This is a genomic window from Alteromonas sp. PRIM-21 (assembly GCF_027563165.1).
GTDB lineage: Bacteria > Pseudomonadota > Gammaproteobacteria > Enterobacterales > Alteromonadaceae > Alteromonas > Alteromonas macleodii_A.
This window is the reverse complement of the sequence record NZ_JADOEK010000011.1, coordinates 22,671-47,059: the sequence shown is the minus strand read 5'-3', so window position 1 is coordinate 47,059 and position 24,389 is coordinate 22,671. Positions and strand designations below refer to the sequence as shown.

The window sequence follows — 24,389 nt, the reverse complement described above, 5'->3', positions numbered from 1 at the left end:
AGCGTTTAACAAAAATCAGGTTTACCCATAAAATACTCATAAAATTCAAAAACATAACACTTTTAAATAAACTTACCTATTGCATTAAATAACCTTAACTGATGAAATCGCTATATAAATCGTTAATTCATTTGGTCGTTTTTTTGACGAATTTCAGAATTATTGCCTCCGGAAAATGGATAATTTTTATCATCGCTGCATTTATCTGCGGCTTGATAAGCTATTTCCAAAATTCGGTTTCATACGCTGACATAGCCCCACAAACTGGTCAATATCTAAGCTGCAAAACAGGACTTACTGGGAATTTTGACATTTTTTCTGTTTACGTAACTGACGGAAAGATAGCTGAACTGGCGAAAGAAAAGTTATGCAGCAATCAAACAATTCAGCGCCAGTATGGAGAGGTCAAAATAACCATCGGGCAAGGCGATTACGATACATTCCGCTACGTAAACCACGGCGTGGTTGATTTAGCATTAGTTAAAAGTAATGTGGTCAACGCTTTCGGAGCCGACCAAATATATGGTTTAACTAAAATTGCATCTCACCCTAATTACTCTGCATTTTTTATTGCTTTGAGAGAGAGACCAGCTCTCTCTAAACAATACCTGCTGGGAAAACGTATTGGTTTACTTGATTATCCAAGTAGTCGTTCCGGCCATATCGTTCCAAAGACAGTGATGCAGGAACTGGGTTTAAGCGACAATAATGTGGACATCGTATATTTCAGTTCTCATCAAGAACTAAGGCGTGCTTTGCTTGCTGGTGATGTTGATATCATATCGTCTTATTGGGCCGCAGATGATAACGAAAGGTTTTCCAAAAATTATGCCACACCGCTTTTAGAAAGCGTAAGTGGAATGCAGTGGTTTCTAAAGATGCAAACCCAAAACACTGACCTGTTTTGTGCAATGCAGTCTGTAATTCATGACATCGCAATGTCCCACCCTAGACCTTATTACAAAACTATTACATTGGAAAAGGGGTGTAACTAATGAGTAATAAAAAGGTTCATTTAAAGTCCAAGCCCATAATTGCTTTGAATGTGGTTGCATTATTGATAGCAATGCAATGTGTAGCACTCGTATCACAGTATTTCTCCTTTCAGTCTTCAATACATCAAGCGCTTGATAACGTTGAGCGAAGAATCAGTTTAGACAGTGCCTTTTTAGATGTTGGAAATAAGACGCTTAATACGCCGGTCAATCAGTTTGCTATTCAGCGCTACATGAATAGGTTAAACGACAACCTTAAAGAAAATGATTACCCGGTTATTGTCAAAGGGATTCAAGGAATAGAAACAAGTACAGAAAGTTTCGTTCAGTATCCCAGCGAAACTTCCTCACATTTCATTAACGCAGAACAAGAAATTTTCGTTGTCTTGCGCAGCAAAACACCGTTTGGCGCCTTAACTTTCAGTTGGGCCGGTTTATTAGCATCACTAGTTATTTCACCGCTATTCTTTATTTCGAATAGAACGAAAAAGGCTCGTAGAGCGCTTGAAGAAGTAATTCCGCCTACTCCAATGCTTATTATTAATTTACAGGAAAAAACCATATCAAACGGGGTTGAAGACAAAGTAGTAACCTTACAAAACAAGCCTCTTTGTTTTTACACTGCTTTGGTTAAATACTGCATAGCCAATCCCAATCAACCATTACCGCCACATAAAGATGTTCCAAATGAGTTAATGGCGCTAGCTAATAAATGCTTCGGCCGATTGATTGAGTTAGGCCATACAAAGAGAAAACGCCCCGACTTCAACGCAAACCTAGACAAAACGTTAAGTGAAATAAGAGCCGCCCTTGATGAGTTATTCTTGTCTTACAATGAAGAAAAAGAGAAGTATTACCCGCCTCGTGCTCAGGGTGAAGGTTCACGTTCAAAGCAACACTCTTATGCATTGCCACCGATAAAAGAAGAGGATATCGAAATTATTGGTAACTAATTAAAAACTGACCACTTGGAGAACTTTTTTGTATTTTATGCGAGTTTAAAAAACAGCCCGCAATACCTTGAAAATACAATAAAGTTCTAGCAAAGACCGCGCCCAAAAGTGAGAACTTGTGAATATAACATTGATTCGCGAGGCCTAAACGCGTATCTTTGCACCAACAAAACCAGCTTTATAGTACTATGCAATCGCCACTTATTATTGCCATTTCTGGAGCTTCTGGCTCTGGGAAGTCTCTTTTTACAAAAAATTTGTTTAACGGCTTCAGTGCTCAAGGCCGCCCTGTTCAAGTGCTGCGCGAAGATCATTACTATCGCGCCCAAGATCACCTTCCCATGGAACAACGTGAGAAGAATAACTACGATCATCCAAACGCATTTGAACACGAGCTATTGAAAGCGCACTTGCAAGCATTGCGTGATGGTCAGCCTATCGACTATCCGCACTATTGCTATAAAACGCACACACGTTTACCTGAAACTGAACGCCTTAACCCAGCGCCAGTTATCATCCTTGAAGGTATCATGTTGCTTGCGCGTACCGATTTATTACCTCTATATGACGTAAAAATCTTTATCGACACCCCTCTTGATATTTGTTTGATGCGCCGAATGATGCGAGACCTGAAAGAACGCGGTCGTAGTATCGAGTCGGTGGCAAAGCAGTACGAAGAAACTGTTAAGCCTATGTATCATCAATTCATCGAACCTAGCCGCTTCACTGCCGACGTAGTAGTGACGCAAGGTGGCAAAAACCAAATTGCATTAGATGTGATCAAATCACACATTCAGCAAGCGCTTCTTTAAGGGAACATTACTATGGTAAGTTTACTGGGCATTGCAGTCCTTCTGGGTATTGCTTTCGCGTTATCATCGGCGAAACGCAGTATAAATTGGCGCACCGTTGGCGGCGCATTTGCTATTCAAGCATCAGTTGGCGCATTTGTCCTGTACTCTGAACCAGGTAAAGAGGTATTGCTAAGTGCAACCAAGTTTGTTGCTAATATTATTGCTTATAGCCAAGAAGGCATTAACTTCTTGTTCGGCCCTATTGGCGACAAATCAATTGCTTTTATTTTTGCCTTTAACGTGCTTCCCGTTATTGTCTTTTTCTCTGCACTTATCGCGGTTCTCTATCACCTCAAAGTGATGGGTGTCATCATCAAAGTAATCGGTGGATTCTTACAAAAGGCGCTGGGTACCAGTCGACCTGAGTCCATGTCATCTGCCGCTAACATCTTTGTGGGTCAAACCGAAGCCCCCTTAGTAGTTCGCCCTTTCATTCCACACATGACGAGCTCCGAGCTGTTTGCCATTATGGTAGGTGGTTTGGCGTCAATTGCTGGCTCTGTCATGGCCGGGTACGCGGGAATGGGCGTAGACCTTAAGTATTTATTGGCGGCCAGCTTTATGGCTGCGCCAGGTGGCTTACTAATGGCAAAAATTATCTTGCCTGAAACCAGTAAGCCAAACGAAGATTTACATGACGTAGACGCGGAAGATACCGGCTACGCTAATGTATTTGATGCTGCCGCCAGTGGCGCAGCGTCAGGCATGCAGCTTGCGTTAAACGTAGGTGCCATGCTACTCGCTTTCATAGCTTTAATTGCCATGTTCAACGGCCTTATCGGCTGGACGGCAGCGCTATTTGGTTATGAAAACGTTACGTTTGAAGGGATCCTGGGTTATGTACTTCAACCTCTCGCATGGGCAATCGGCGTACCATGGGAGGAAGCACAACTTGCAGGTAGCTTCATTGGTCAGAAAATGGTGGTCAACGAGTTTGTTGCCTACCTTAACTTCTTAGAAAACCAATCACAGCTATCTGAAGCATCTCAGGCCATTATCACCTTTGCACTTTGTGGTTTTGCAAACTTCTCTTCTATCGCTATTTTGATGGGTGGAATTGGTGCTATGGCACCAACACGCAGAAAAGAAATTGCGCGACTGGGGTTAAAAGCTGTTATTGCTGCAACGTTATCTAACTTAATGAGTGCCGCACTAGCGGGCTTTTACCTCTCTCTTGGTTAAATTTCATTAATTCAGACCAGTTGGTCAATATTTCACTAGACTAACTGGTCAGGTTTCTGTAAATTACGCGCAAATTCCTCGCGGGGTTGATATATGTCAATTTCTGCGACTTTTTTCTGTAGCCCGTCTACCTTTATAATGCCGCAGTCAAAATATACGGGATAAAGTTATGCAATTAGTTGCTGTTGATTACCAAGCGGAAAACGCACAAGAAGAATTCGTGAAGTCACTTCGCGAGACAGGGTTCGGTGTTTTAAAAAATCACCCTATCCAACAGTCGTTAGTTCAAGGTATTTACGACAATTGGCAGGGCTTCTTCGACAGTGAAGAGAAGAACGATTACCTGTACAACAAAGGTAAACAAGACGGTTTTTTCCCTCAGAGCGTTTCTGAGGTAGCTAAAGGCTTTACGAAAAAAGATATTAAAGAGTATTACCACTTCTATCCGTGGGGTCAGTGCCCAGAAGCGCTACATCCACAAATTTCTCAGTATTATGGGGAAGCAAACACATTAGCGAAAGAGCTATTGGGTTGGATAGAAAAGCATTCTCCTTCAGAGGTGAGTGATAAGTACAGTCAACCGCTGGGTAACATGATCAAAGATTCTGATCAAACCTTGCTACGTATACTGCACTATCCACCACTAAAAGGTGATGAAGAAGTAGATGCGATTCGCGCTGCTGCTCACGAAGATATTAATTTGATTACTATCTTACCAGCAGCTAACGAGCCTGGATTGCAAGTACAAGCTAAAGACGGTAGTTGGATCGACGTTCCTTGTGATTTCGGGAACTTGATTGTGAATATTGGCGATATGCTTCAAGAAGCATCAGGCGGATATTTCCCATCAACTACGCATAGGGTTGTAAACCCAGATGGCGCTGATATGACAAAATCTCGTATTTCACTGCCACTATTTTTACACCCTAGACCAGATGTTGTTCTTTCAGAACGTCATACTGCAGGGTCATACCTGCAAGAGCGCCTTCGTGAGCTGGGCGTTATATAAATTAAGTTCCTTTTGTAGTGTTATTCTTTTGCCGCAGCTAGTCTGCGGCTTTTTTTAGTTGCTTGCCAAGGTCGCTAATTTAGAAGAATAGCGCTGTTTTTCCTGTTGGTTTGAAGAATGCTTCACGGCCCTCTCTAAAAAGCGTTGCGCTTCGCTAACATCCCCTAACTCGTGATACGCTTTGGCCATGCCGAATAAAATCTCGTGACGCGCGTTATCAAGCTTTAGTCCTTTTCTATAGTGTTTTATCGCAGCCATGATATTCCCAGACTCAAACGCTTGCTCGCCCAATATGTAATGATAAAAAGGGTTGTTTTTACGCTTTGCCTCAACCATCTGCGTAATCTGTACTGCTTCTTCATTTCTATCTTGGTGAGTATAGAGAATAGATAAATTCTCCCAAGCTGTGAGGTTTTCATCATCCAGTGATAGTGCATGCTTGTAAGTCATCTCAGCCTGCTCATAAGCGTCAACCATTCTGTATAAAACGCCAAGGTTGACCCAGCTTTGCTGTAGCTCAGGAGTTAATGTAGCAGCGGCACGAAAGTAGCTATAAGCCCTTGTGTAGCTATTCGCAACCAACGCGTCTGCTCCTTTGTTGTTGTAGTACATAGACACTATTTTGTTTTTCGATACTGGCTTTCTGGGGAAGTAGTTGCGCAACATTTGCGGGTCAAAGTCTACGTCCGCCCATGAACCTCCAATTGATGTTACGTGGTTGACTTCAGGCATTGAGACTCGCATATTGATATGCCCATTTAGCAGGCTATACCCTTCTCTTCGTGTCCAATATTCTGGAATATCTACCTCATAGAAGGTCGCGACTAAACCCACGTGTTCAGCAAGCGCATAGGTCATAATTGAAAGGGATAAACAGTTTGCCGCGCGATTGTTAAACGTAGTGTCTGCTGTGGTATTCGCACTATTGCGATAAAGCATGCCGTAATCTGAATGGTCAAAAATAGCTTTCACTAAACCCTTAACGTTTTTCTGCAAAGTGCTTTTGTTATGCACCGCTTTTTCAGCAAAAAACTGAGCGTCTTCACCTAAGTAAAAAATTTCGTCGATGGTCTCTACGGGAAACAAATGATACGACGGAAATAGGCTATCGTTTAATAAGGTAGGCGGCGATGCTACATTTTGCTCGTCGGTAGACTGGCAGGCACTTAAAAAACAACAAAGTAGCCAAATTAAAACTAGTCGAGTATTCATATCAGGCACCTATTTTAGTTACTCGATAGTTTAAAATTATAGCAGCCAAACCGGTATTTTACATTTTATTTACATCCTGCGCATTTGGGCTTTTATCGCAAAAGACGTATCCGCGCTTTCTGATGCCACTACGGTGGAAGGAAGTAAATTTATGGTCTCTACTACTATGTATAAAGTGATGATAAACGATGCTCAGGTTATCAAGGCTGATGTGATGACTAGCAACGGTGTCATTCATGTTATTGATACGGTATTACTTCCAGAGGATGTAAAAACGTCTTTATAAGATGTGTTTCTAAGAAAAGTAAAGATCACCTGTAGTTGATCTTTGCTTTTCTTAAAATGATCACCGATCTCTCCCAATAACTTCTCCGTAAACAAAATCATATGAAACGCAGTTTTCATTGTCCTAGTACTAGCGAGCGCGTTAGTTGAACAAATAAATCAGTATCACTGTCATTAGAGCATTAAATAATTGACCTTGCTCTTTTAACCAGAAAAGGAGTTCATATGTTTACGGTTTACACATACAGTATTGCTGGACTATTAGTCATTAGCTTTACTGTTTTCGTACAAAACATAGTGGCAGCTGTAGCGCATAGAAAGCAAACTCACTACATACCCGGTAAAGTTAGCGAGGAATTAAGTCATGACAGTTTTGTATTTAGAAGCCACAGAACCTTTCATAACTCGCTTGAGAATATTCACCAATTTACGCTTCCCGCCCTGCTATGCATATTTCTTGGTGCGCAAACAGACGTACTCGCTATTTTGGTTTGGGCGTTCGCACTAAGTCGTATCATTCACATGGCGCTATACTATGCTGTTGCCACAGAAAAGAACCCTAGCCCAAGAAGCTATTTTTATATGATAGGAGCGTTTTGTACGTTTGGCGTATACGGTCTCGCGTTATTTCAGCTGTTGTTCTAGCTAGCAACACTTAAGGCTGTACAATATTCATACAGAACGGTAATCTTTTACCTCTTGAAAGTGCCCTATTCGTTAAAGTTTTTTATAGAGAAGCAGATAACAATGATGTTGAATCTAACGCTTGAATATTACACTTTTGATTAATGTTCTTTTCGAAATTCAGGCGTATTCTTACTAATTGAACACTCACACATGTGTTTAGGAGCCCCAGTGTACATTGACCAAGTCGGCGATCGGACTTTAACTGATTGCAGTGTGTTGATTGTCGACGATCAAGCTAGCAGTAGACTTATTCTAGAAACACTACTCGATGAACTAGTAGAGTGTTGTTCTGTAAGCTCAGGAAAGGAAGCCATTGAGTACTGCAAGCATAATAAGCCAGACTTAATCCTAATGGACGTCTCCATGCCGGAAATGGATGGGCACGAAACTACAGCGCAGCTTCGACAAAATCCATCCTGTGAACACATACCTATTATTTTCGTGACCTCTTCATCAACAGAAGAAGAAGAATCCCGTTGTTGGGACTCTGGTTGTGTAGACTTTGTAGTAAAGCCTGTGAATGCTTGTACGCTGCGTAATCGCATAAAGTCGCATCTTCAACATAAGCTCAGAAGTGATTTTTTAGAAACATTAATCTATATCGACAAATTAACCGGAGCCTACAACAGACATTATCTAGACGACTACCTCCCCCGTTTAGTTAAAGACAGCGAACGTAACGCTACCCCATTGTCTTTGGTTATATTTGATGTGGATCACTTTAAGCTATTCAATGATATGTATGGGCATTTGGATGGTGATAGCTGCTTATGGAAGGTTAGTAAAACGATAAACGATGCACTCCTTCGTCCTATGGACAAATTGGTGAGAATTGGTGGTGAAGAGTTTTTAGTGGTTTTACCAAATACCGATGTAGAAGGTGCGGTAGCTGTTGCCGAGCGCCTGTTAGAAACCGTTTACGACCTCAACATTCTACATAGTTCGTCTGAGTACGGGCGTATAACACTGAGTGCTGGCTTAGCAATAAAAACCGCCAACGATGATAAAACGATTGATTATGTCATGCTGGAAGCGGATAAAAACCTGTATGCCGCCAAAACTTCCGGGCGGAACCGGTTAGTGTCTCCTTCACTTGCGCCTACTAAAAAAGCAAAGATCCCTCGCTCATCACAAACGATAAAAAGTTTCTAGCTGCTGCCTAGCTGAATGTGCCCAACAGCCCCGGTATGAAGTAGACAGTCGAGCGTAGCCTCTTTTGCTACACCTAATTCTGTCAACTGGGCAAGGAAAAGCTGAAGTGTAGCTAACGCATCATCTAGCGCATTATGTTCATTAAATGCTGGAAGGTCTAAGCGTTGGCGGCACACGCCTAGCGTAGCACTATTGCCTGGCAAAACCTGATGCTGCTTATTTAGCTGATATAGCGCAAGCTGAAGGGTATCAATGTAAATCACCTCTAACTTTGGTAAAGCGCACAGCTTAAAAGCCTTGTTTAACGCCATTAAGTCCAGCCTAGCATTGTGAAAAATAAGCATGTGTTGTTGAAATAACGGTATGAGCGCACGAAGCGCCACTTCTAAATGTTCGCCTTTTTGCAAGATGTCAGGTGTTAACCCGTGAATTACAGGGCTTTGCTCTAAGTCAGCGGTGGTATTGATGACATGATAACCGCTCGTCGACAAATCTATACAGCTCCCCGTGCCGCTCACATAACCCACGGAAGTAATTTGCGTAGTTGAAGGGTTAAGCGACGTAAGCTCCAAATCAACTGCGGTAAACAATGTATTGTAAACTTGGTGTTCACGAACGCGCTGTTTCAGCTTAGTTTTACTCTTGAACGTCTGTGAGCACGCCTTTATCCATTTATTAATCATTACAATTAACTCACGCCACCTGAAAACTTCATCACCATAGCTTGATTTGTTCTTTCTATGGCTTTAAAAGCGGCTTTAAGCTGATGCTTTTCAATTGATGATAAGCTTGATATGGACACGCGATTGTCGGTAACTTTATTTTCAAGTTGATGACGCCAGCGCAGACGATTAAGGAATAGCCAAATATCGCTAAGATTCGTTGCATCCCGTTTTGAAAGTTGGGAGCGAGCAGATAACGCGTCAAGACGTGCGAGGGTGTTGGGTAAAGTCACGCCATCAGCCAGCGCGTAAATTCTTGCTATGTTGTTGATTAAAGCGACAGCACGGGTCTTTAGATCAATAACGTCTTTTTCTTTTCTTCCCTTCTCATAAACAAACTTCTGGAACATAGAAAGCGGCACCGATATTTCGTTACTATGTCTGGTAAGGGCTGCTAAAAACATATTTTGTTGCATTAAAGGAGCACGTTGTTTTTGAAGCTGCTTAAACAAACCTACATCACCTGCAGCACATCGCACATCCAAAAAGATATTGAAGTGCATAATGGCATCTTTAGTGGGCGCTTTTACCCACTGCTTAGCTTCTTCGAGTGCCTCATCAAGGGATAATCTTAGTTTAGGATTACTGGCCATAATATTGCCATCGCAAAGCTTAATGCCACACTTCGCCAACCCGTTACATACGTACTCTGCCATATTCGAAAAGTACTCGGCTTGCACTTCGGTAGGTGTTTTTGCAAGAAGTAACCCGTTGTCTTGATCGGAGCCCATAGTTTGGTCTTCTCGGGCTTGTGAACCATACACCAACCACGCAAACATCACAGGAGCTTTACCGTTAGCTTGTTGGAAAAAGCCAATTAACTTTCTGGTCATGATGTCAGTTGCTTGTGACAATATTTTCCCAGCAATGTCGTAATCACCCGCTTTTTTTGCATGGGCCGAAAAGTAATGAGGCAGTTGCCACGACAAGCGCGTAAGCTCATAAAGGTTCTCGGCCTTGCTCAATTCACCAATAATGAAGAGTACGTTTCCTCGCTGATGACGAATGATATCGCTGGCGGTTACCATGCCGAGGGGCACTAGCGTTTGGTGATCAATAACAGGCAAGTGATGAATGTTTTTTTCAGTCATTAGCGCTAGCGCGTCAAATAAGGTCCTATTTCCCATAATTTGAGCCGGGTTAGCTGTCATTATTTGGCTAATCGGAAGGTGAGTGTCTAAAGAGGCTGCCACTACTCTCGACCTTAAATCGCGGTCAGTAATAATACCAATTAGCTTCTCGTGTTCAGTTACTAGCAAAGAAGATACTTTTTGCGATGTCATTAACTGGGCCGCCTCCGTAATTGGGGTTTGAGCCTCGACGGAAACAGGGGCTTTTTCGATAACTTCTAGAAGTCCTTTGTAAAGCCACATTGAATTACTATCGGCAATGGCATGGCTTTGCAGCGAGTTATTGCTAAGGCCATCAAAAAAATGCCGTATGGTAGGTATTTCTAGTAAAGGTTCTACAGCTCGCGCATCAAAGCAATAAACCAACCCAGGGCTATCCACCGTTATGCTTAGTGGAAAGTTTCGCTTATCTATAATATTTGCGTAACCGAAATAGTCCCCTTCACTTAAATGTTGGATGGGTGCATCAGAGTCTTTCACTGAGAACTGGCCGCTTTGAATAAGAAACAGCGCGACCTTACCTTTCAGAACCTGCTCCACATTATCAGCAGTCAAATAGATTAGCTCTGTGTGTTTTACAAGCTGCAGCTTCTGCTCTTTGTCCAGCACGTCAAAAGGCGCAGACGTATTAAGAAAGTCTTCAACTTGTTTAGCCATTGCAGTCATAGAAATTGTCCAGTTCACAAAAAGAAAAAACCAACCTACTCACTTTCGCCAGTAGATTGGTTTTATTTTGTTAAAGCCTATCTTAAGGCAATACTAACTTAGTGCGCTGATGCTTCACCCGCTCCCTTAGGATAACGAATGCTCTCAACCAGCTCTTGAATTTCTTCAGGCGCTTCATCTGTTGCTTTAAACACTAAGAAAGCCACAAGGAAGTTCACCATCATCCCCAAAGTACCAATACCTTCAGGAGAGATACCAAACCACCAGTTTTCAGGCGTATTAGCAGCTGGGTTTACAAACTTGAAGTAGATAATGTAAGCCGCAGTAAACGCAATGCCTGAAATCATTCCCGCAATAGCACCTTTGTCGTTCATGCGCTTGCTAAAGATACCCATAATAATGGCTGGGAAGAAACTCGATGCCGCCAAGCCGAAGGCAAAGGCCACCACCTGCGCCACAAACCCGGGCGGATTGATACCAAAGTAACCTGCAATGACAATAGCTACCGCTGCCGCCAATCTGGCGTACATCAGCTCGGCTTTATCCGTAATATTCGGCATAAAGTTCCGCTTCAGTAAGTCGTGGGATACAGAGGTGGAAATGACTAACAGTAAGCCCGCTGAGGTAGAAAGGGCTGCTGCCACACCACCTGCCGCGACAAGCGCAATCACCCATGCTGGCAAGTTCGCAATTTCAGGGTTAGCCAACACCATAATGTCGCGGTCAACTTTCATTTCGTTGCGCTCATCACCCGAATAAAACATTTTGCCATCGCCATTTTTATCTTCAAACGCGATAAGGCCAGTCTGTTCCCAATTTTTAATCCACGACGGCGCTTCTGCATAGCTGGTGCCCGTCATCTCTGGACCATTGATGGTCTCAATCATGTTTACACGAGCGAATGCTGCTAACGACGGTGCTGTAGTATAAAGAATGGCGATAAATGCTAGGGCATAACCTGCTGATTTACGCGCATCGTGAACTTTAGGCACAGTGAAGAAGCGAACAATTACGTGTGGAAGGCCCGCAGTACCCACCATTAGTGCAAAGGTGATAAAGAATACATCGATAGTACTTTTTGTCCCCGAGGTGTATTCATTGAACCCGAGCTCGACGGATAAATTATCGAGTTTCTGCAGCATATGCACCCCCGAACCGTCTGCCAAGGTTGCACCAAAACCGGTTTGTGGAAGGATATGCCCGGTAACTATCATTGAGATAAATACCGCAGGTACTATGTACGCAAAAATCATTACGCAATATTGAGCAACCTGAGTGTAGGTAATGCCTTTCATGCCGCCAAGTACGGTGTAAAAGAACACGATAACCATACCAATAACAACGCCAGACACAATATCAACTTCTAAGAAACGGCTGAATACCACGCCTACGCCACGCATCTGACCTGCGACGTATGTGAAGCAAACAAAGATGGCACAAAATACCGCAACGGTACGTGCTGTTTGTGAGTAGTAACGATCACCAATAAAGTCAGGTACCGTAAACTTACCGAACTTACGTAGGTAAGGCGCTAAACAAAGTGCAAGTAGAACATAGCCGCCGGTCCAGCCCATAAGGTATACCGCACCGTCGTATCCCATAAATGAGATAAGACCCGCCATTGATATAAACGATGCAGCCGACATCCAGTCTGCCGCTGTAGCCATACCGTTCATGACAGGGGGCACTCCACCACCCGCTACATAGAAGTCATTCGTCGACCCAGCGCGTGCCCAAATTGCAATTGCAATATAAAGCGCGAACGACGCGCCAACGATAATAAATGTTAAAGTTTGAACGTCCATGATTTACTCCTCATCTACGCCGTAGCGTTTGTCCATGGCGTTCATCTTCGCCATATAGACAAAGATCAATGCAACAAATACGTAAATTGAGCCCTGTTGTGCAAACCAGAAGCCTAATTTAAAGCCAAAGAACTGAATTTCATTTAAGATATCGACAAACAGTATGCCGGCACCAAATGATACGATGAACCAAACGACTAAAAGCTTAGCTAGGAGCGCTAGGTTTTCACTCCAGTAGGCTTTTTTGTCCTCTTCGTTTCTAAATGCCATTGTTTCACCCTCATGTCAGGTTAACTAGTTGTTATGATTTTACAATTCCCTAACGCTCGGCTTTGTTAACGTTATTGCTGCGTTTGAAATTTTTGTACACAACAGAAACAAAGCAGCAAAAGTCAAGCATTTAGGAGGTCGGCTATTACTCTAGACCTGAGGTGTGAAATTCAAAATGAGACCATGGTCGTAGGTAGACCATGGTCGAAATGATTATAATATCAGCACAGTTGTTAAAACTAAGTTAAAGGAAGATTATGGTTTTTGGTTGGGTAACGCTTGCAGTCTTGTACCTTTTTTTGCTGTTTTCATTAGCAAGTTGGGGAGAAAAGAACTCGCCTACCGCAAGAGCACTGACCTCTCACCCTGCCATTTATTCATTAGCTCTGGCAATCTACTGTACCGCGTGGACCTTCTTTGGCATGGTGGGGCAAGCAAGCAGGGATACGTGGATTTACCTTCCGATTATGCTCGGACCTATCCTAGTCTATGCACTGGGATACAAGTTTATTTATAAACTAACGTTGGTAAGTAAAAAGCAGCATATTACGACCATTTCAGACTTCATTGCGTCACGCTATGGCAAACGCCAAACCGTGGCCCTAGTCGTTACTCTTATTGCCCTACTTGCAACTATTCCCTACATAGCGCTTCAGCTTAAGGCGGTAGGCGCCACCTTTCAATTGTTAACTCAGCAACCTAACAGCAATGGAATTATCATTGCTGCTACAGGCTTTATTGCTGCCTTCGCCATTTATTTTGGTACACGCCAAACTGATGTAACAGAATATAGGCGTGGCCTTATGCTGGCCATAGCATTTGAGTCCACAATCAAGCTTCTTGCTTTAGTGCTGGTTGCTGTTGTGGGTTATAGCGCGTGGAAGCGCACCCAGTCTGGTGCATTTTTCGAAAGTTTTACCAACGAAATTGCACTTGCTCAATTCGGTTCATTTAGCTTCATTGCACAAACCATTATGGCTGCGGCAGCCATTGTTTGCTTACCTCGCCAGTTTCACGTTGCCATTATCGATAACTTAAGCCTGGGGCACATACGCACAGCGCGTTGGCTATTCCCGCTCTACCTAGCCATTATTTCCGCGGTTATTCCCGTTATTGCTATCGCAGGTAAAGCCATTTTTGCTGGTCAAGGCATTGAACCTGACTCATATGTATTGTCTCTTGCGATGTTTTCGGAGTCTGCACTTCTTCAAGTCATCGTTTTTGTCGGTGGTTTGTCTGCGGCTACTGCTATGATCATAGTCGCTACGCTAACCCTTAGTACCATGCTTACCAACGACGTGATATTGCCACGAATTTTAGCGTTCACAGGCAACACCGACGACAAAAAAGACGTATCCAAAAAAATCCGCCTAATTAGACGGATTGTTATCGCCTTTATTTTATTGATGGCTTTTCTCTACCACCAGCAAATGACCAGCAGTCGCTCTCTACACTCCATTGGCCTTATTGCGTTTTCACTGGTTATCCAGCTGATGCCTGCCATTGTCGGCGGTCTTTACTGGAAACGCGCTCATGCCCACGGCGTTTATGCGGGGCTTATGGTCGGGCTTGTTATCTGGGTGCTTTGGTTAGTGCTTCCTATTGTAAGTGAGCAAGTCTCTCAAATGGAGCAAAACGAATTGATAAGTCAAGGGGCCATGATTAGCTTGGCCGCAAACAGCCTGGTGTACGTACTCTTTTCTCATTTTGCTCCCCAGCGCCTTATCGACAGAATGCAGGCAGAGGCGTTTGTGTCGCCTGCTATTTCAAGTAACAACACGGTTAAAGCCCAAGCGACGAACGTTACCGTGTCTGACCTCATCACTTTGCTTTCAACCTTTATGGGAACCGGTCGTTGCGACCAGCTGCTTACCCAATATCAACAACTCAACAATTGCCAGTTAAGCCACACAGATACGCCCAATGAATCATTCTTATCATTCTGTGAACGCGCCCTTGGCGGGGTTATTGGCGCCTCTAGCGCGAAAGTACTGTTAGATAGTGCGCTGCGTGGTAAGAAAATGGACTTCACTGAGGTTATTAACTTTTTCGACGATACCACACAGGCGATGCAATTTAATATGACAGCGCTGTTAACCTCCCTTGAAAACATGGACCAGGGCATTAGCGTGGTAGATAAACATTTAAATTTGGTCGCGTGGAACAAGCGCTACGCTAACCTGTACCCTTATCCTGACAACTTACTTGCTGTGGGCACGCCTATTGAAAAGCTCATCCGCTACAATGCTTCTCAAGGCGAGTTTGGTACTCACGATGTCGATGCTGAAGTAGAAAAACGCTTAGCGCACTTGCGCTCCGGCATGCCACACCGCTTTACTCGACAACGTAAAGATGGCCGGGTCATTGAAATGGTGGGTAACCCACTGCCCGGCGGCGGTTTTGTAACAAGCTTCAACGACATCACAGGGCACGTGGAAATTCAGCAAGCGCTTGAAGAATCGAATATTGACCTTGAAGCTCGTATTAAAAAGCGCACTGAAGAAGTGCACTCTATCAACGCTGAGCTTCGCCTTGAAATAGAACGACGCTCAGAGGCCGAAAAAGAACTAATAAGAGCACGGAAAGCAGCAGAAGATGCCAACGCCAGTAAAACCCGTTTCTTAGCACTTGCCAGTCATGACGTACTTCAGCCGCTTAATGCGGCTAAGCTCTACGTAAGTGCTTTGGAAGAGCAGGAACTATCTGAGCAGGCCCAAGCTATTATTCAGAAGCTTGGCCATAGCGTCAGCTCAAGTGAAACGCTCATCGGCACCTTGCTTGATATTGCTAGATTAGATCAAGGGGAAATGAAACCCGATATCGAATCAATTGATGTAAGTGCCCTACTCTCTCCGTTAGTTGATGAAATGGCAATGCGTGCCCGTGAAAAAGGGCTGGGCTTCAAAGCCATTATCCGCCCTTGTTGGGTACGAGGAGATAAAACCTATTTATACCGAATTACCCAAAACTTGTTATCAAATGCAGTGAAATATACCGAAAAAGGGCGGGTTCTTTTTACCGTCAAAGCTGTTAAAGAAGTAGTTTATTTCAAGGTTATCGATACAGGTATTGGTATCTCTAATGATAAAAAAGACAGTATATTCGGCGATTTCTTTCGCGCCAACGAAAGTAAAGAGCATGGGTTAGGTTTGGGTTTGGGCGTGGTGCGCCGCTTAAGCCTGCAGTTGAACAGTGATATTAGCGTTAACTCTAAGGTTGGCAAAGGAAGCTGCTTTGCGTTTTCTCTTGCTAAAGCCGCACCTAATCGGGCTTCTAGTGTTGCAGCAAAACCTCGTAGTACCACATTTACTGGAATGAATGTACTTTGCGTGGATGACCAAAGGGAGAACTTGGATGCCATGCAAACCCTATTACAAAAATGGGGCGTGAACGTATTTTTAGCGAATAACTGGGATGACGCACTAAAAGTTTGTGAAGTTATTCAGCCTCAAATTTTACTAATGGATTACCAGCTTAGCTTTGAGAGCGAAAAAAATGGGCTCGCGCTTATAGAAGAGATACGACACCGCCTTAATATTGTAGTACCGGCGGCGCTTATAACCGCAACACCAGATGAGAACCTAGTGACTCAGTGTAAATCTCAAGGTGTCAATTTCTTAGCCAAGCCACTAAAACCAGCAAAACTGCGCGCACTACTTCAAAGTATGACGCGCTATATAAGAGAAGCCAAAAACGTTTAGTTTGTATAAAAAGGCCAACGTGCTCTAATGCTAACGTGAATAGTCGACAAGTTCATCCATTAAAAAGAATCGACACAACAAGAATTATTCGTAAGACACACTTCAGTACTTCCTTTAGTATGCGCGCAAAATGACTTGTCTAAATTATAATCTACCGCAGTAGATAACAAGTTAGTTAACCGAGAAAATATTCACAAATTACAGGCTTTTTTATAATGCGCATTGCTATTCTTTCAAGAAATCCACGCCTTTACTCCACTTCACGCTTAGTGGAGGCTGGGCAGGCTCGCGGACATCAGGTCGATGTTATCGATACTATGCACTGCTATATGGATATCACCAGTGCGCGCCCGTCTGTTCGCTACAAAGGTGAAAAACTTCCTTATTACGACGCTGTCATTCCTCGCATTGGGGCGTCTGTTAGTTTTTACGGCACCTCTGTGGTTCGCCAGTTTGAAATGATGGGAACCTATAGCCTTAATGAGTCAGTAGCGATTAGTCGTTCTCGAGATAAACTGCGTTCTCTACAGCTTTTATCTCGCAAAGGCATTGGCATGCCTAGAACTGGCTTTGCTCATCACCCAGATAAGATTGACGATGTGATCAAAACCGTTGGCGGCGCGCCAGTGGTAATTAAGCTGCTAGAAGGTACCCAAGGTATAGGCGTAGTATTAGCAGACACCCAAAAAGCGGCAGAGTCGATCATTGAAGCATTTATGGGGCTTAATGCCAGTATCTTAGTACAGGAGTTTATTAAAGAGGCGGGCGGCTCCGATATACGCTGCTTTGTGGTTGGTGGAAAAGTCGTTGCTGCTATGAAGCGACAGGCTGCTCCTGGAGAGTTTCGTTCTAACCTTCACCGCGGTGGTCAGGCAAGTTTAGTTCGTTTAAGCCCTGCCGAGCGCAAAACGGCGGTAGATGCAGCAAAAACCATGGGACTAAACTGTTGTGGTGTAGACATTCTTCGCTCGAATAATGGCCCTGTAGTGATGGAAGTCAACTCTTCGCCGGGCTTAGAAGGTATCGAAAAAGCGACCAACAAAGATGTTGCCAGTATGGTTATAGAGTTCATCGAAAAGAGCGCAAAGCCGCACAAAACTAAAACCCGCGGTAAAGGCTAACCCCTTCAACCTACGCAGTAACGTAAATATAGGAAAACGTTAGTGGTAAATGATGTTTTAAAAATTGGGGGCGAAAGCATTGCTCCTGGCGAAACCAAAAAGATTGAGCTGGAGATGCCCCCGCTTTACACGGCGACCAACATGAGTATTCCCGTCTATGTGAAACGTGGAAAACGGCCAGGGCCGGTTATGTTTGTGAGCGCCGCTATTCATGGTGACGAATTGAATGGTATTGAGATAGTCGGTCGTCTAATCCGCTCAAAAGCGATTGAACGAATTAGAGGCACTTTAATAGCGGTACCCATGGTTAACGTATACGGCGTTTTAAACCAGTCTCGTTATTTACCCGACAGGCGTGATCTAAACCGCAGCTTTCCTGGCAGTAAAAAGGGCTCGCTTGCCGGCCGACTAGCCAATTTGTTTTTTAAGGAAGTAGTGAGTAAATGTGACGTGGGCATCGACCTTCATACAGGCGCTATTCACCGTAGTAATTTACCGCAGATTCGCGCGGATTTGGACGACCCTGAAGTGCTTGAAATGGCTAAAGCATTTGGTGTGCCTGTACTGCTAAATGCGGAATTACGTGACGGTTCGTTACGCGAGGCGGCCAGTGAAAATGGCGTTAAAATATTGCTTTATGAAGCAGGTCAAGCACTGCGCTATGACGAGTTTTCTATTCGCGCAGGCGTAAAAGGAATTATCAATACCATGCGTCATTTAGGTATGCTCAACAAAAGCCGCAGCAAAGGTCACAGTATTGAACGTTTCATTGCCAGACAAAGTGGCTGGGTGCGCGCGCCTGAAAGTGGGTTTGTCAATCATCTCGCACAGCTAGGCGATCATGTTGAAAAAGGCGACAAGCTGGCCACTATTTCAGATCCATTTGGAAATTATTTAGACAGCCTTGAAAGCCCTGCTGAAGGCGTTGTTATTGGTAAACAAAATATTCCGCTTACCCAAGAGGGTGAAGCCGTTTATCACATTGCATACTTTTCAGAGCCTGATACTGTTGCCGAACACGTAGAACTATTACAAGACAATTTATTGCCTACAGAGCAGAGCCCTGATTTATAAATTGGTAGAAACTTGATGAACAACAAAAAAATCGTTGGAGCAGTAGAACTGTGCGACTTGCCCCACCTTGCTATCTCCGACTTAACTGTGCGCGTTGATACAGGAGCGGCAACGTCTTCACTGCATGTAGACAACATCGAAGAGTTTAAGCACCAGGGTGAACTGTGGATAAAGTTTGATATCCACCCAGATATTCATAACGTCGAGCGTGTAGTTCGCAGGGAAGCACGAGTGGAAGGCAAAAAACGTGTAAAAAGCTCAACAGCTACACGTGAAAAACGCTATGTTATCATTACGCCTATCGTAATGGATGGATTCCAGTGGGATATCCAGTTAACGCTAACAGACCGCTCTGAAATGACTTACTTGATGCTACTTGGCAGAGAGGCGATGAGTGGACAGTTTATTGTAGACCCCGAACACGACTTTTTACTTACAGGAAAAGATTAGCAGCTAAAAAAGGGGTTATACTTTAGGCAACCTTTAGCAAGACACGTAGAAGGGCTGGCGCCACGTACATGAGTTGAAAATATGGATATCAAAGCTAAATCACTAAGCCGTATCATTTTGTTAATGAGTTTACTTGCGCATTTCGTTGTTCACGGGCAACAGCAGCCATCTGATGATGTAAGCGCAGACTTGCCTCATACCGTTTTAAGATTACCCAATGTCCACCCTGGAAGGGATAGCGTTTACTCTTACGCTAAGTCACTGCTAACGGAAGCTTTGCGCGTTACACAGTCGCAGTACGGTACCTTTGAACTCATTGTTAGCAACCAAGAAACGGCCCAAGAACGCCAGTTGCGAAGCTTAGAGCATAACATGCTTGACGTAACGTGGAGCGTAACGTCAACCGAGCGCGAGCGCCAGTTCCTCCCTATTCGCATTCCCATCATGGCTGGACTATTTGGTAAGCGCGCCTTGTTCGTCAAAGAAGGGGATGTGCGACTAAAAAAGATAAAAAACCTTGCAGATCTCCAAGAGTTTCGCGCGGTTTTGGGGTATGACTGGCCGGATACGAAAATTTTTAGGGCTAATGATATCCCCGTTTTAGAAACCACGTATCGCGCTTCATTTCGCATTGTTTCGGAAGGATTCGCCGACATATTTCCACGAAGTGTGATGGAAATTAACGAAGAGTTTGCCGATAAAACCTTATCTCAAGGCTTAACTATTGATGATAACCTCATCATTTCATACCCAAGCCCTATCTTTTTCTTTGTTGGCAGCGACAACCAAGCATTGGCGGGACGCATAGCACAAGGCCTATTGATGCTGTTTGAAACCGGAAAGTTTCAAGAATTACTGCTCGCACATAAGAACTTTAAAGAAGGGTTGAGCTTAATTGATGGGCGTACGATTATTGAAATCGACAACCCGCTACTGAGCGAGCAAAGCCGCTTAGCTTTAGAGAAGTTTTTACCTGAATTTGCTATGTCTGAAGCCGTGCTTAAGTACGATGCTACTGAACCGGTGGCTCCAACTCAAGCTGCGAAGCAATAAGTACCGCTTGGGTACGGTTATTAATGCCCAACTTTTTAAAGATAGCGGTAACATGCGCCTTAACGGTGGCTTCAGCAATATCTAAATTAAAGCCAATTTGTTTATTCAACAATCCATCGCGCATGTAGCAAAGCACTTTATACTGGGAAGGCGTGAGTGACGCAACCTTATCAGCGAGTTCAGAAAAGGCTTCGTTTACCTCATCTACATCTTCGCTTAAGTTTTCAGGCAACCACACGTCACCATCTAAAATAGCTTCTACTGCATTAGCTATATCCTGTGCACTGGCAGTTTTGGGAATAAAACCGAGCGCGCCTACGCTAATGATCTTTGAGATAAGCGTGGAGTCTTCTGTACCAGAAACCACGGCAACGGGCAGTTCAGGGAAAAGTTTTCGGATATGCAACAAGCCAAATAAATCATTGCTGCCTGGCATATGCAAATCAAGAAGCAATAAGTCGATATCCTCATTATTAAGAATATCGACTGTGGTGTTTAGGTCTCCCGCCTCTTTTAAAGTAAGGGCTGGAAGTGACAACGACAACGCGCCTCGTAGTGCATCGCGATACAGCGGGTGATCATCAGCGATTAGAAGGGTTATCATTGTCTATATCCTTAATTCTACTTATTTAGACGTTCCTCTATCAGTGTATCAACAACCGATGGATCCGCCAATGTAGATGTATCACCTAATTGCTCGTGCTCATTGGCCGCAATTTTACGCAGGATACGACGCATGATTTTACCAGAGCGTGTTTTAGGTAGCCCGTTCGACCACTGAATCATATCTGGAGTAGCAATAGGGCTTAACTCTTGGCGTACCCACGCTTTAAGCTCTTTAGTCAGCGCTTCATCTGCTTCAACACCTTCATTAGGCGTAACGTAAACGTAAATCCCCTGCCCTTTGATATCGTGAGGGAAACCGACTACCGCAGCTTCAGCCACTTTTGAGTGGGCAACGAGCGCACTTTCTATTTCAGCGGTACCTAAACGGTGGCCAGACACGTTTAGTACGTCGTCTACACGGCCGGTTATCCAATAAAAGCCATCTTCGTCACAACGTGCACCATCACCTGTGAAGTACACACCTTTGTAAGCACTAAAATAGGTGTTGATAAAGCGCTGATGGTCGCCATAAACCGTTCGAGCCTGGCTTGGCCAGCTATCTTTAATCACTAGATTACCTTCTGCCGCACCTTCAAGTTCATTACCGTCAGCATCAAATAGCGCTGGCTGTATGCCAAAGAACGGGCGGGTTGCCGAGCCAGGTTTCAATTCTGTCGCGCCAGGCAGAGGTAAAATCATGTGTCCGCCTGTTTCAGTCTGCCACCATGTATCGATAATAGGGCAGCGACCTTCACCAATAACACGGTGATACCATTCCCACGCCTCTGGATTAATTGGCTCACCCACTGTACCAAGCAAACGAAGTGACGATAAATCGCAACCTTCAGCAGGCACGTCACCGTGAGCCATTAACGCACGGATAGCGGTTGGCGCAGTATAAAGGCTATTTACTTTGTATTTTTCTACTACCTGCGCAATACGTTTTACGTCTGGATAAGTCGGTACACCTTCGAAGAACACTTGTGATGCAGCATTTACCATAGGGCCGTAAACCATATAGCTATGACCTGTGATCCAGCCTACATCAGCGGTACACCAATAAACGTCATCGTCTTTGTAATCGAAAGCGTATTTAAAGGTCATAGCGGAATAAAGTAGATAACCGCCTGTGGTATGAACCACACCTTTTGGCGTACCCGTAGAGCCTGATGTATAGAGAATAAATAGCGGGTCTTCCGCATTCATTACTTCAGGTTCACACTGGGCAGACATACCGTCCACAGCTTCATGCCACCATACGTCGTGCTTCTCGTTCCAGTCTACGTCGCCACCCGTTAGTTTATGTACCAACACATGTGTAATAGACGGGCAGGCATCATCGGCCAACGCTTTATCGACATTTGCTTTAAGCGGAATGCTTCTTCCTGCACGGCGCCCTTCATCGGCAGTAATAACAACCTTTGCACTACTGTCGTTAATACGATCAGCAATAGCGTTTGGTGAGAAACCACCAAAAATTACCGAGTGAACCGCACCAATACGTGCACACGCAAGCATCGCGTAGGCAGCTTCAGGCACCATAGGCATGTAAATGGCAACGCGATCACCTTTTCTGACTCCCATCTCTTTAAGTGCATTCGCTAACTTACATACTTCATAATGCACTTGTTGATATGTCACATCTTGGCTGTCTTCCGGTGAGTCGCCTTCCCAATGAAAAGCAACTTTTGTGGCATTGTTTGCCAAGTGACGGTCAATACAGTTGTAGCTAGCGTTTAACTCACCGTCTTCGAACCATTTAATAGACACATCATTTTCACCAAACATGGTGTTTTTAATTTTGGTTGGCTTTTGGTACCACTCAAGCATAGAGGCGTGCTCAGCCCAGAACGCTTCTGGTTCCTCAACTGACTGCTTATACATCTCGTCATACTGCGATGCAGTTAAATGAGTAGATTGAAGAATGTTCTCAGGCACAGGATAAGTTTTGCTGGCGGTCATAAAGATTGCCTCCAATATCAATAATGTAAAAATCTTGTTGTATGGTGAAACACTCTAGCTATTCACCCACAAAGCAAAATGAGACTTTGGTCTTAGCAGCATAAAACTAAGGTATTAATAAAAAGTTAGACTAAAAGTAGTAAGACTATAGTCTTATGCGACCATCGGCTTATTTAAATTTGAGATAATAAGTACACAATCAGCGATGTTAACGTTGAATTTACATTTATTTAACCACTTTTTTGGAACAGACACGATGAAAGCTAAAATAAAAAATACCGCTACCGCAGTAGCGCTGTGCCTGGCAGCAGCGGGCGGCACAGCACAAGCAGCAACAATCGGCGACACTAGTGTGAAATTCACGGGCTATATTAAAGTTGACGCTATGGTAAGCGACTATTCAGATGGCACAATTGCCTCGGGTAGCGTAGGTCGAGACTTTTATATACCTTCACTAACTCCCGTTGGTGGCTTTGACGAAGACCCACAGTTCGATGCACACATCAGAACATCCCGTTTCCGTTTTGCCACATCGACACCTACCGCCGAAGGTGACACTATTAACGGCGTATTCGAGTTGGATTTTGTTGTGACTAGTGGTGGTGATGAGCGTATCAGTAACTCCTATACTCCGCGAGTACGTCACGCGTACTTAACTTATAAGAATTGGTTGGTAGGCCAAACATGGACTACCTTCATGGACGTAGGTTCGTTACCAGAATCACTTGATTTTATTGGTACCACTGACGGTATCACCTTTGGCCGTCAAGTCATGGTGAGATATACCAATGGCGGGTTTCAGATTGCACTAGAAAACCCAGAATCTACAATTACACCGTTTGGTGGTGGTAGCAGGATCACAAGTGATGACAGCAGTGTTCCAGATTTGGTTGCAGCCTACACCACAAAACAAGACTGGGGTTATGTAAAAGTAGCAGGCCTAGTTAGACAACTTTCTTATGATAATGCCGTAGGCATTGACGCTGATGAGACCAGCTTTGGTGTGTCGGTAACAGGTAAATATAATTTATCGAATGGCGATGACATTCGCTTCACGTTCAATACAGGTAAAGGTTTAGGCAGATACTCTGCACTTAACGCGGTAAATGGCGCAGTGCTTACTGAAAGCGGCGACCTTGAAGCCATTGATTCAACGGGCTATGGCGTTGCTTATCGACACAAATGGAGCGAGAAAGCGCGCAGCAGCGTCATGTTTTCAGCGTTTGAAGCCGACAATGACGTAACCCTTACTGGCTTAAATACGACGGAAAGCACGTACAGCACACGTGTGAACTACTTGTACTCGCCAACGAAAGCGCTAACTGTTGGTGCTGAGTATGCGTTCGCAAAACGTGAAATTGAAGCAGGCCTTGAAGGCGACATGAACCGCTTCCAGGTTTCAGCTAAATACGCGTTTTAATTACATACTGAAACCTAATTAAGAAACGGCGCATCAGCGCCGTTTTTTTTGTTCTTAAGAGAGCGCTCTAACTTTCTTAA

21 protein-coding genes are annotated in these 24,389 nt (G+C 44.0%); 14 read left to right on the top strand and 7 right to left on the bottom strand.

Annotated elements, in window-relative coordinates:
• Nucleotides 1-101: 101 nt before the first annotated feature.
• The 5 genes from IW644_RS15240 (at nt 102) to IW644_RS15220 (ending at nt 4,993) form a co-directional block, all read left to right on the top strand.
• Nucleotides 102-995 carry a PhnD/SsuA/transferrin family substrate-binding protein gene (locus IW644_RS15240; protein ID WP_442864451.1) on the top strand — a complete coding sequence of 298 codons (894 nt, stop codon included), beginning with the start codon at nt 102-104 and terminating at the stop codon, nt 993-995.
• Nucleotides 995-1,948 (top strand): hypothetical protein, encoded by a 954-nt coding sequence (locus IW644_RS15235; protein ID WP_269918309.1) that lies wholly within the window; start codon nt 995-997, stop codon nt 1,946-1,948. The genes IW644_RS15240 and IW644_RS15235 overlap by 1 nt, the downstream gene beginning before the upstream one ends.
• A gap of 188 nt (nt 1,949-2,136) precedes the next feature.
• Entirely contained in the window at nt 2,137-2,760 is a 624-nt protein-coding gene (gene udk / locus IW644_RS15230; RefSeq protein ID WP_014950808.1) for a uridine kinase, read from the top strand.
• A 12-nt stretch (nt 2,761-2,772) separates the two neighbouring features.
• A complete protein-coding gene (locus tag IW644_RS15225) occupies nt 2,773-3,984 on the top strand; it encodes a NupC/NupG family nucleoside CNT transporter (protein ID WP_179984650.1) in 1,212 nt (403 codons plus the stop codon).
• 169 nt (nt 3,985-4,153) lie between these two features.
• Nucleotides 4,154-4,993: an isopenicillin N synthase family dioxygenase gene (locus IW644_RS15220; RefSeq protein WP_269918308.1), complete on the top strand. Its 840-nt coding sequence runs from the start codon at nt 4,154-4,156 to the stop codon at nt 4,991-4,993.
• A 54-nt stretch (nt 4,994-5,047) separates the two neighbouring features.
• Here IW644_RS15220 and IW644_RS15215 read toward each other — a convergent pair whose 3' ends face one another.
• Nucleotides 5,048-6,205, bottom strand: a complete 1,158-nt coding sequence (locus tag IW644_RS15215; protein ID WP_269918307.1) for a tetratricopeptide repeat protein — start codon at nt 6,203-6,205, stop codon at nt 5,048-5,050.
• Between the two features lie 55 nt (nt 6,206-6,260).
• On the opposite strand from IW644_RS15215, the gene IW644_RS15210 reads away from it, so the two are divergent.
• The 3 genes from IW644_RS15210 (at nt 6,261) to IW644_RS15200 (ending at nt 8,329) form a co-directional block, all read left to right on the top strand.
• Complete coding sequence (locus IW644_RS15210) at nt 6,261-6,491, top strand: fasciclin domain-containing protein (RefSeq protein WP_333473876.1); 231 nt, start codon at nt 6,261-6,263, stop codon at nt 6,489-6,491.
• 224 nt (nt 6,492-6,715) lie between these two features.
• The gene (locus tag IW644_RS15205; RefSeq protein ID WP_269918306.1) at nt 6,716-7,135 is read left to right on the top strand and encodes an MAPEG family protein; all 420 of its coding nucleotides are present in this window, start codon (nt 6,716-6,718) and stop codon (nt 7,133-7,135) included.
• Between the two features lie 210 nt (nt 7,136-7,345).
• The gene (locus IW644_RS15200; RefSeq protein ID WP_269918305.1) at nt 7,346-8,329 is read left to right on the top strand and encodes a GGDEF domain-containing response regulator; all 984 of its coding nucleotides are present in this window, start codon (nt 7,346-7,348) and stop codon (nt 8,327-8,329) included.
• Here the strand turns inward: IW644_RS15200 and IW644_RS15195 are convergent.
• From IW644_RS15195 to IW644_RS15180, 4 genes are all read right to left on the bottom strand, one after another.
• A complete protein-coding gene (locus IW644_RS15195; RefSeq protein ID WP_269918304.1) occupies nt 8,326-9,012 on the bottom strand; it encodes a 3'-5' exonuclease in 687 nt (228 codons plus the stop codon). The genes IW644_RS15200 and IW644_RS15195 overlap by 4 nt on opposite strands.
• 5 nt (nt 9,013-9,017) lie before the next feature.
• Nucleotides 9,018-10,847: a putative nucleotidyltransferase substrate binding domain-containing protein gene (locus IW644_RS15190; protein ID WP_269918303.1), complete on the bottom strand. Its 1,830-nt coding sequence runs from the start codon at nt 10,845-10,847 to the stop codon at nt 9,018-9,020.
• Between the two features lie 98 nt (nt 10,848-10,945).
• Nucleotides 10,946-12,652 carry a sodium:solute symporter family protein gene (locus IW644_RS15185; protein WP_269918302.1) on the bottom strand — a complete coding sequence of 569 codons (1,707 nt, stop codon included), beginning with the start codon at nt 12,650-12,652 and terminating at the stop codon, nt 10,946-10,948.
• Between the two features lie 3 nt (nt 12,653-12,655).
• Nucleotides 12,656-12,922, bottom strand: a complete 267-nt coding sequence (locus IW644_RS15180; RefSeq protein ID WP_039216401.1) for a DUF4212 domain-containing protein — start codon at nt 12,920-12,922, stop codon at nt 12,656-12,658.
• A 257-nt stretch (nt 12,923-13,179) separates the two neighbouring features.
• On the opposite strand from IW644_RS15180, the gene IW644_RS15175 reads away from it, so the two are divergent.
• The 5 genes from IW644_RS15175 to IW644_RS15155 all read left to right on the top strand — a co-directional run bounded on the left by IW644_RS15175 (nt 13,180) and on the right by IW644_RS15155 (nt 20,321).
• Nucleotides 13,180-16,623, top strand: coding sequence for a PAS domain-containing hybrid sensor histidine kinase/response regulator (locus IW644_RS15175; protein ID WP_269918301.1), 3,444 nt, complete (start codon nt 13,180-13,182; stop codon nt 16,621-16,623).
• Between the two features lie 215 nt (nt 16,624-16,838).
• Nucleotides 16,839-17,744: a 30S ribosomal protein S6--L-glutamate ligase gene (gene rimK, locus IW644_RS15170; RefSeq protein ID WP_269918300.1), complete on the top strand. Its 906-nt coding sequence runs from the start codon at nt 16,839-16,841 to the stop codon at nt 17,742-17,744.
• 42 nt (nt 17,745-17,786) lie between these two features.
• Nucleotides 17,787-18,818, top strand: coding sequence for a succinylglutamate desuccinylase/aspartoacylase family protein (locus IW644_RS15165; RefSeq protein WP_269918299.1), 1,032 nt, complete (start codon nt 17,787-17,789; stop codon nt 18,816-18,818).
• Nucleotides 18,819-18,833: 15 nt separating this feature from the next.
• Nucleotides 18,834-19,268, top strand: a complete 435-nt coding sequence (locus IW644_RS15160) for an ATP-dependent zinc protease family protein (protein ID WP_269918298.1) — start codon at nt 18,834-18,836, stop codon at nt 19,266-19,268.
• Between the two features lie 81 nt (nt 19,269-19,349).
• A complete protein-coding gene (locus IW644_RS15155; protein ID WP_269918297.1) occupies nt 19,350-20,321 on the top strand; it encodes an amino acid ABC transporter substrate-binding protein in 972 nt (323 codons plus the stop codon).
• On the opposite strand, the gene IW644_RS15150 is transcribed toward IW644_RS15155, so the two are convergent.
• The gene (locus IW644_RS15150; RefSeq protein ID WP_269918296.1) at nt 20,281-20,925 is read right to left on the bottom strand and encodes a response regulator transcription factor; all 645 of its coding nucleotides are present in this window, start codon (nt 20,923-20,925) and stop codon (nt 20,281-20,283) included. The two genes, IW644_RS15155 and IW644_RS15150, sit on opposite strands and share 41 nt — an antisense overlap.
• A gap of 17 nt (nt 20,926-20,942) precedes the next feature.
• Nucleotides 20,943-22,889: an acetate--CoA ligase gene (acs, locus tag IW644_RS15145; RefSeq protein ID WP_269918295.1), complete on the bottom strand. Its 1,947-nt coding sequence runs from the start codon at nt 22,887-22,889 to the stop codon at nt 20,943-20,945.
• A gap of 256 nt (nt 22,890-23,145) precedes the next feature.
• Here acs and IW644_RS15140 point away from each other — a divergent pair, with 256 nt between their 5' ends.
• Nucleotides 23,146-24,309: a DcaP family trimeric outer membrane transporter gene (locus IW644_RS15140; protein WP_269918294.1), complete on the top strand. Its 1,164-nt coding sequence runs from the start codon at nt 23,146-23,148 to the stop codon at nt 24,307-24,309.
• Nucleotides 24,310-24,389: the final 80 nt, after the last annotated feature.

Excerpts from the sequence above, each read along its gene's own strand:
- IW644_RS15240 (WP_442864451.1), top strand. The coding sequence starts at position 102 with ATGAAATCGCTATATAAATCGTTAATTCATTTGGTCGTTTTTTTGACG.
- IW644_RS15235 (WP_269918309.1), top strand. The coding sequence starts at position 995 with ATGAGTAATAAAAAGGTTCATTTAAAGTCCAAGCCCATAATTGCTTTG.
- udk (WP_014950808.1), top strand. The coding sequence starts at position 2,137 with ATGCAATCGCCACTTATTATTGCCATTTCTGGAGCTTCTGGCTCTGGG.
- IW644_RS15225 (WP_179984650.1), top strand. The coding sequence starts at position 2,773 with ATGGTAAGTTTACTGGGCATTGCAGTCCTTCTGGGTATTGCTTTCGCG.
- IW644_RS15220 (WP_269918308.1), top strand. The coding sequence starts at position 4,154 with ATGCAATTAGTTGCTGTTGATTACCAAGCGGAAAACGCACAAGAAGAA.
- IW644_RS15215 (WP_269918307.1), bottom strand. The coding sequence starts at position 6,205 with ATGAATACTCGACTAGTTTTAATTTGGCTACTTTGTTGTTTTTTAAGT.
- IW644_RS15205 (WP_269918306.1), top strand. The coding sequence starts at position 6,716 with ATGTTTACGGTTTACACATACAGTATTGCTGGACTATTAGTCATTAGC.
- IW644_RS15195 (WP_269918304.1), bottom strand. The coding sequence starts at position 9,012 with ATGATTAATAAATGGATAAAGGCGTGCTCACAGACGTTCAAGAGTAAA.
- IW644_RS15190 (WP_269918303.1), bottom strand. The coding sequence starts at position 10,847 with ATGACTGCAATGGCTAAACAAGTTGAAGACTTTCTTAATACGTCTGCG.
- IW644_RS15185 (WP_269918302.1), bottom strand. The coding sequence starts at position 12,652 with ATGGACGTTCAAACTTTAACATTTATTATCGTTGGCGCGTCGTTCGCG.
- IW644_RS15180 (WP_039216401.1), bottom strand. The coding sequence starts at position 12,922 with ATGGCATTTAGAAACGAAGAGGACAAAAAAGCCTACTGGAGTGAAAAC.
- IW644_RS15175 (WP_269918301.1), top strand. The coding sequence starts at position 13,180 with ATGGTTTTTGGTTGGGTAACGCTTGCAGTCTTGTACCTTTTTTTGCTG.
- rimK (WP_269918300.1), top strand. The coding sequence starts at position 16,839 with ATGCGCATTGCTATTCTTTCAAGAAATCCACGCCTTTACTCCACTTCA.
- IW644_RS15160 (WP_269918298.1), top strand. The coding sequence starts at position 18,834 with ATGAACAACAAAAAAATCGTTGGAGCAGTAGAACTGTGCGACTTGCCC.
- IW644_RS15155 (WP_269918297.1), top strand. The coding sequence starts at position 19,350 with ATGGATATCAAAGCTAAATCACTAAGCCGTATCATTTTGTTAATGAGT.
- IW644_RS15150 (WP_269918296.1), bottom strand. The coding sequence starts at position 20,925 with ATGATAACCCTTCTAATCGCTGATGATCACCCGCTGTATCGCGATGCA.
- acs (WP_269918295.1), bottom strand. The coding sequence starts at position 22,889 with ATGACCGCCAGCAAAACTTATCCTGTGCCTGAGAACATTCTTCAATCT.
- IW644_RS15140 (WP_269918294.1), top strand. The coding sequence starts at position 23,146 with ATGAAAGCTAAAATAAAAAATACCGCTACCGCAGTAGCGCTGTGCCTG.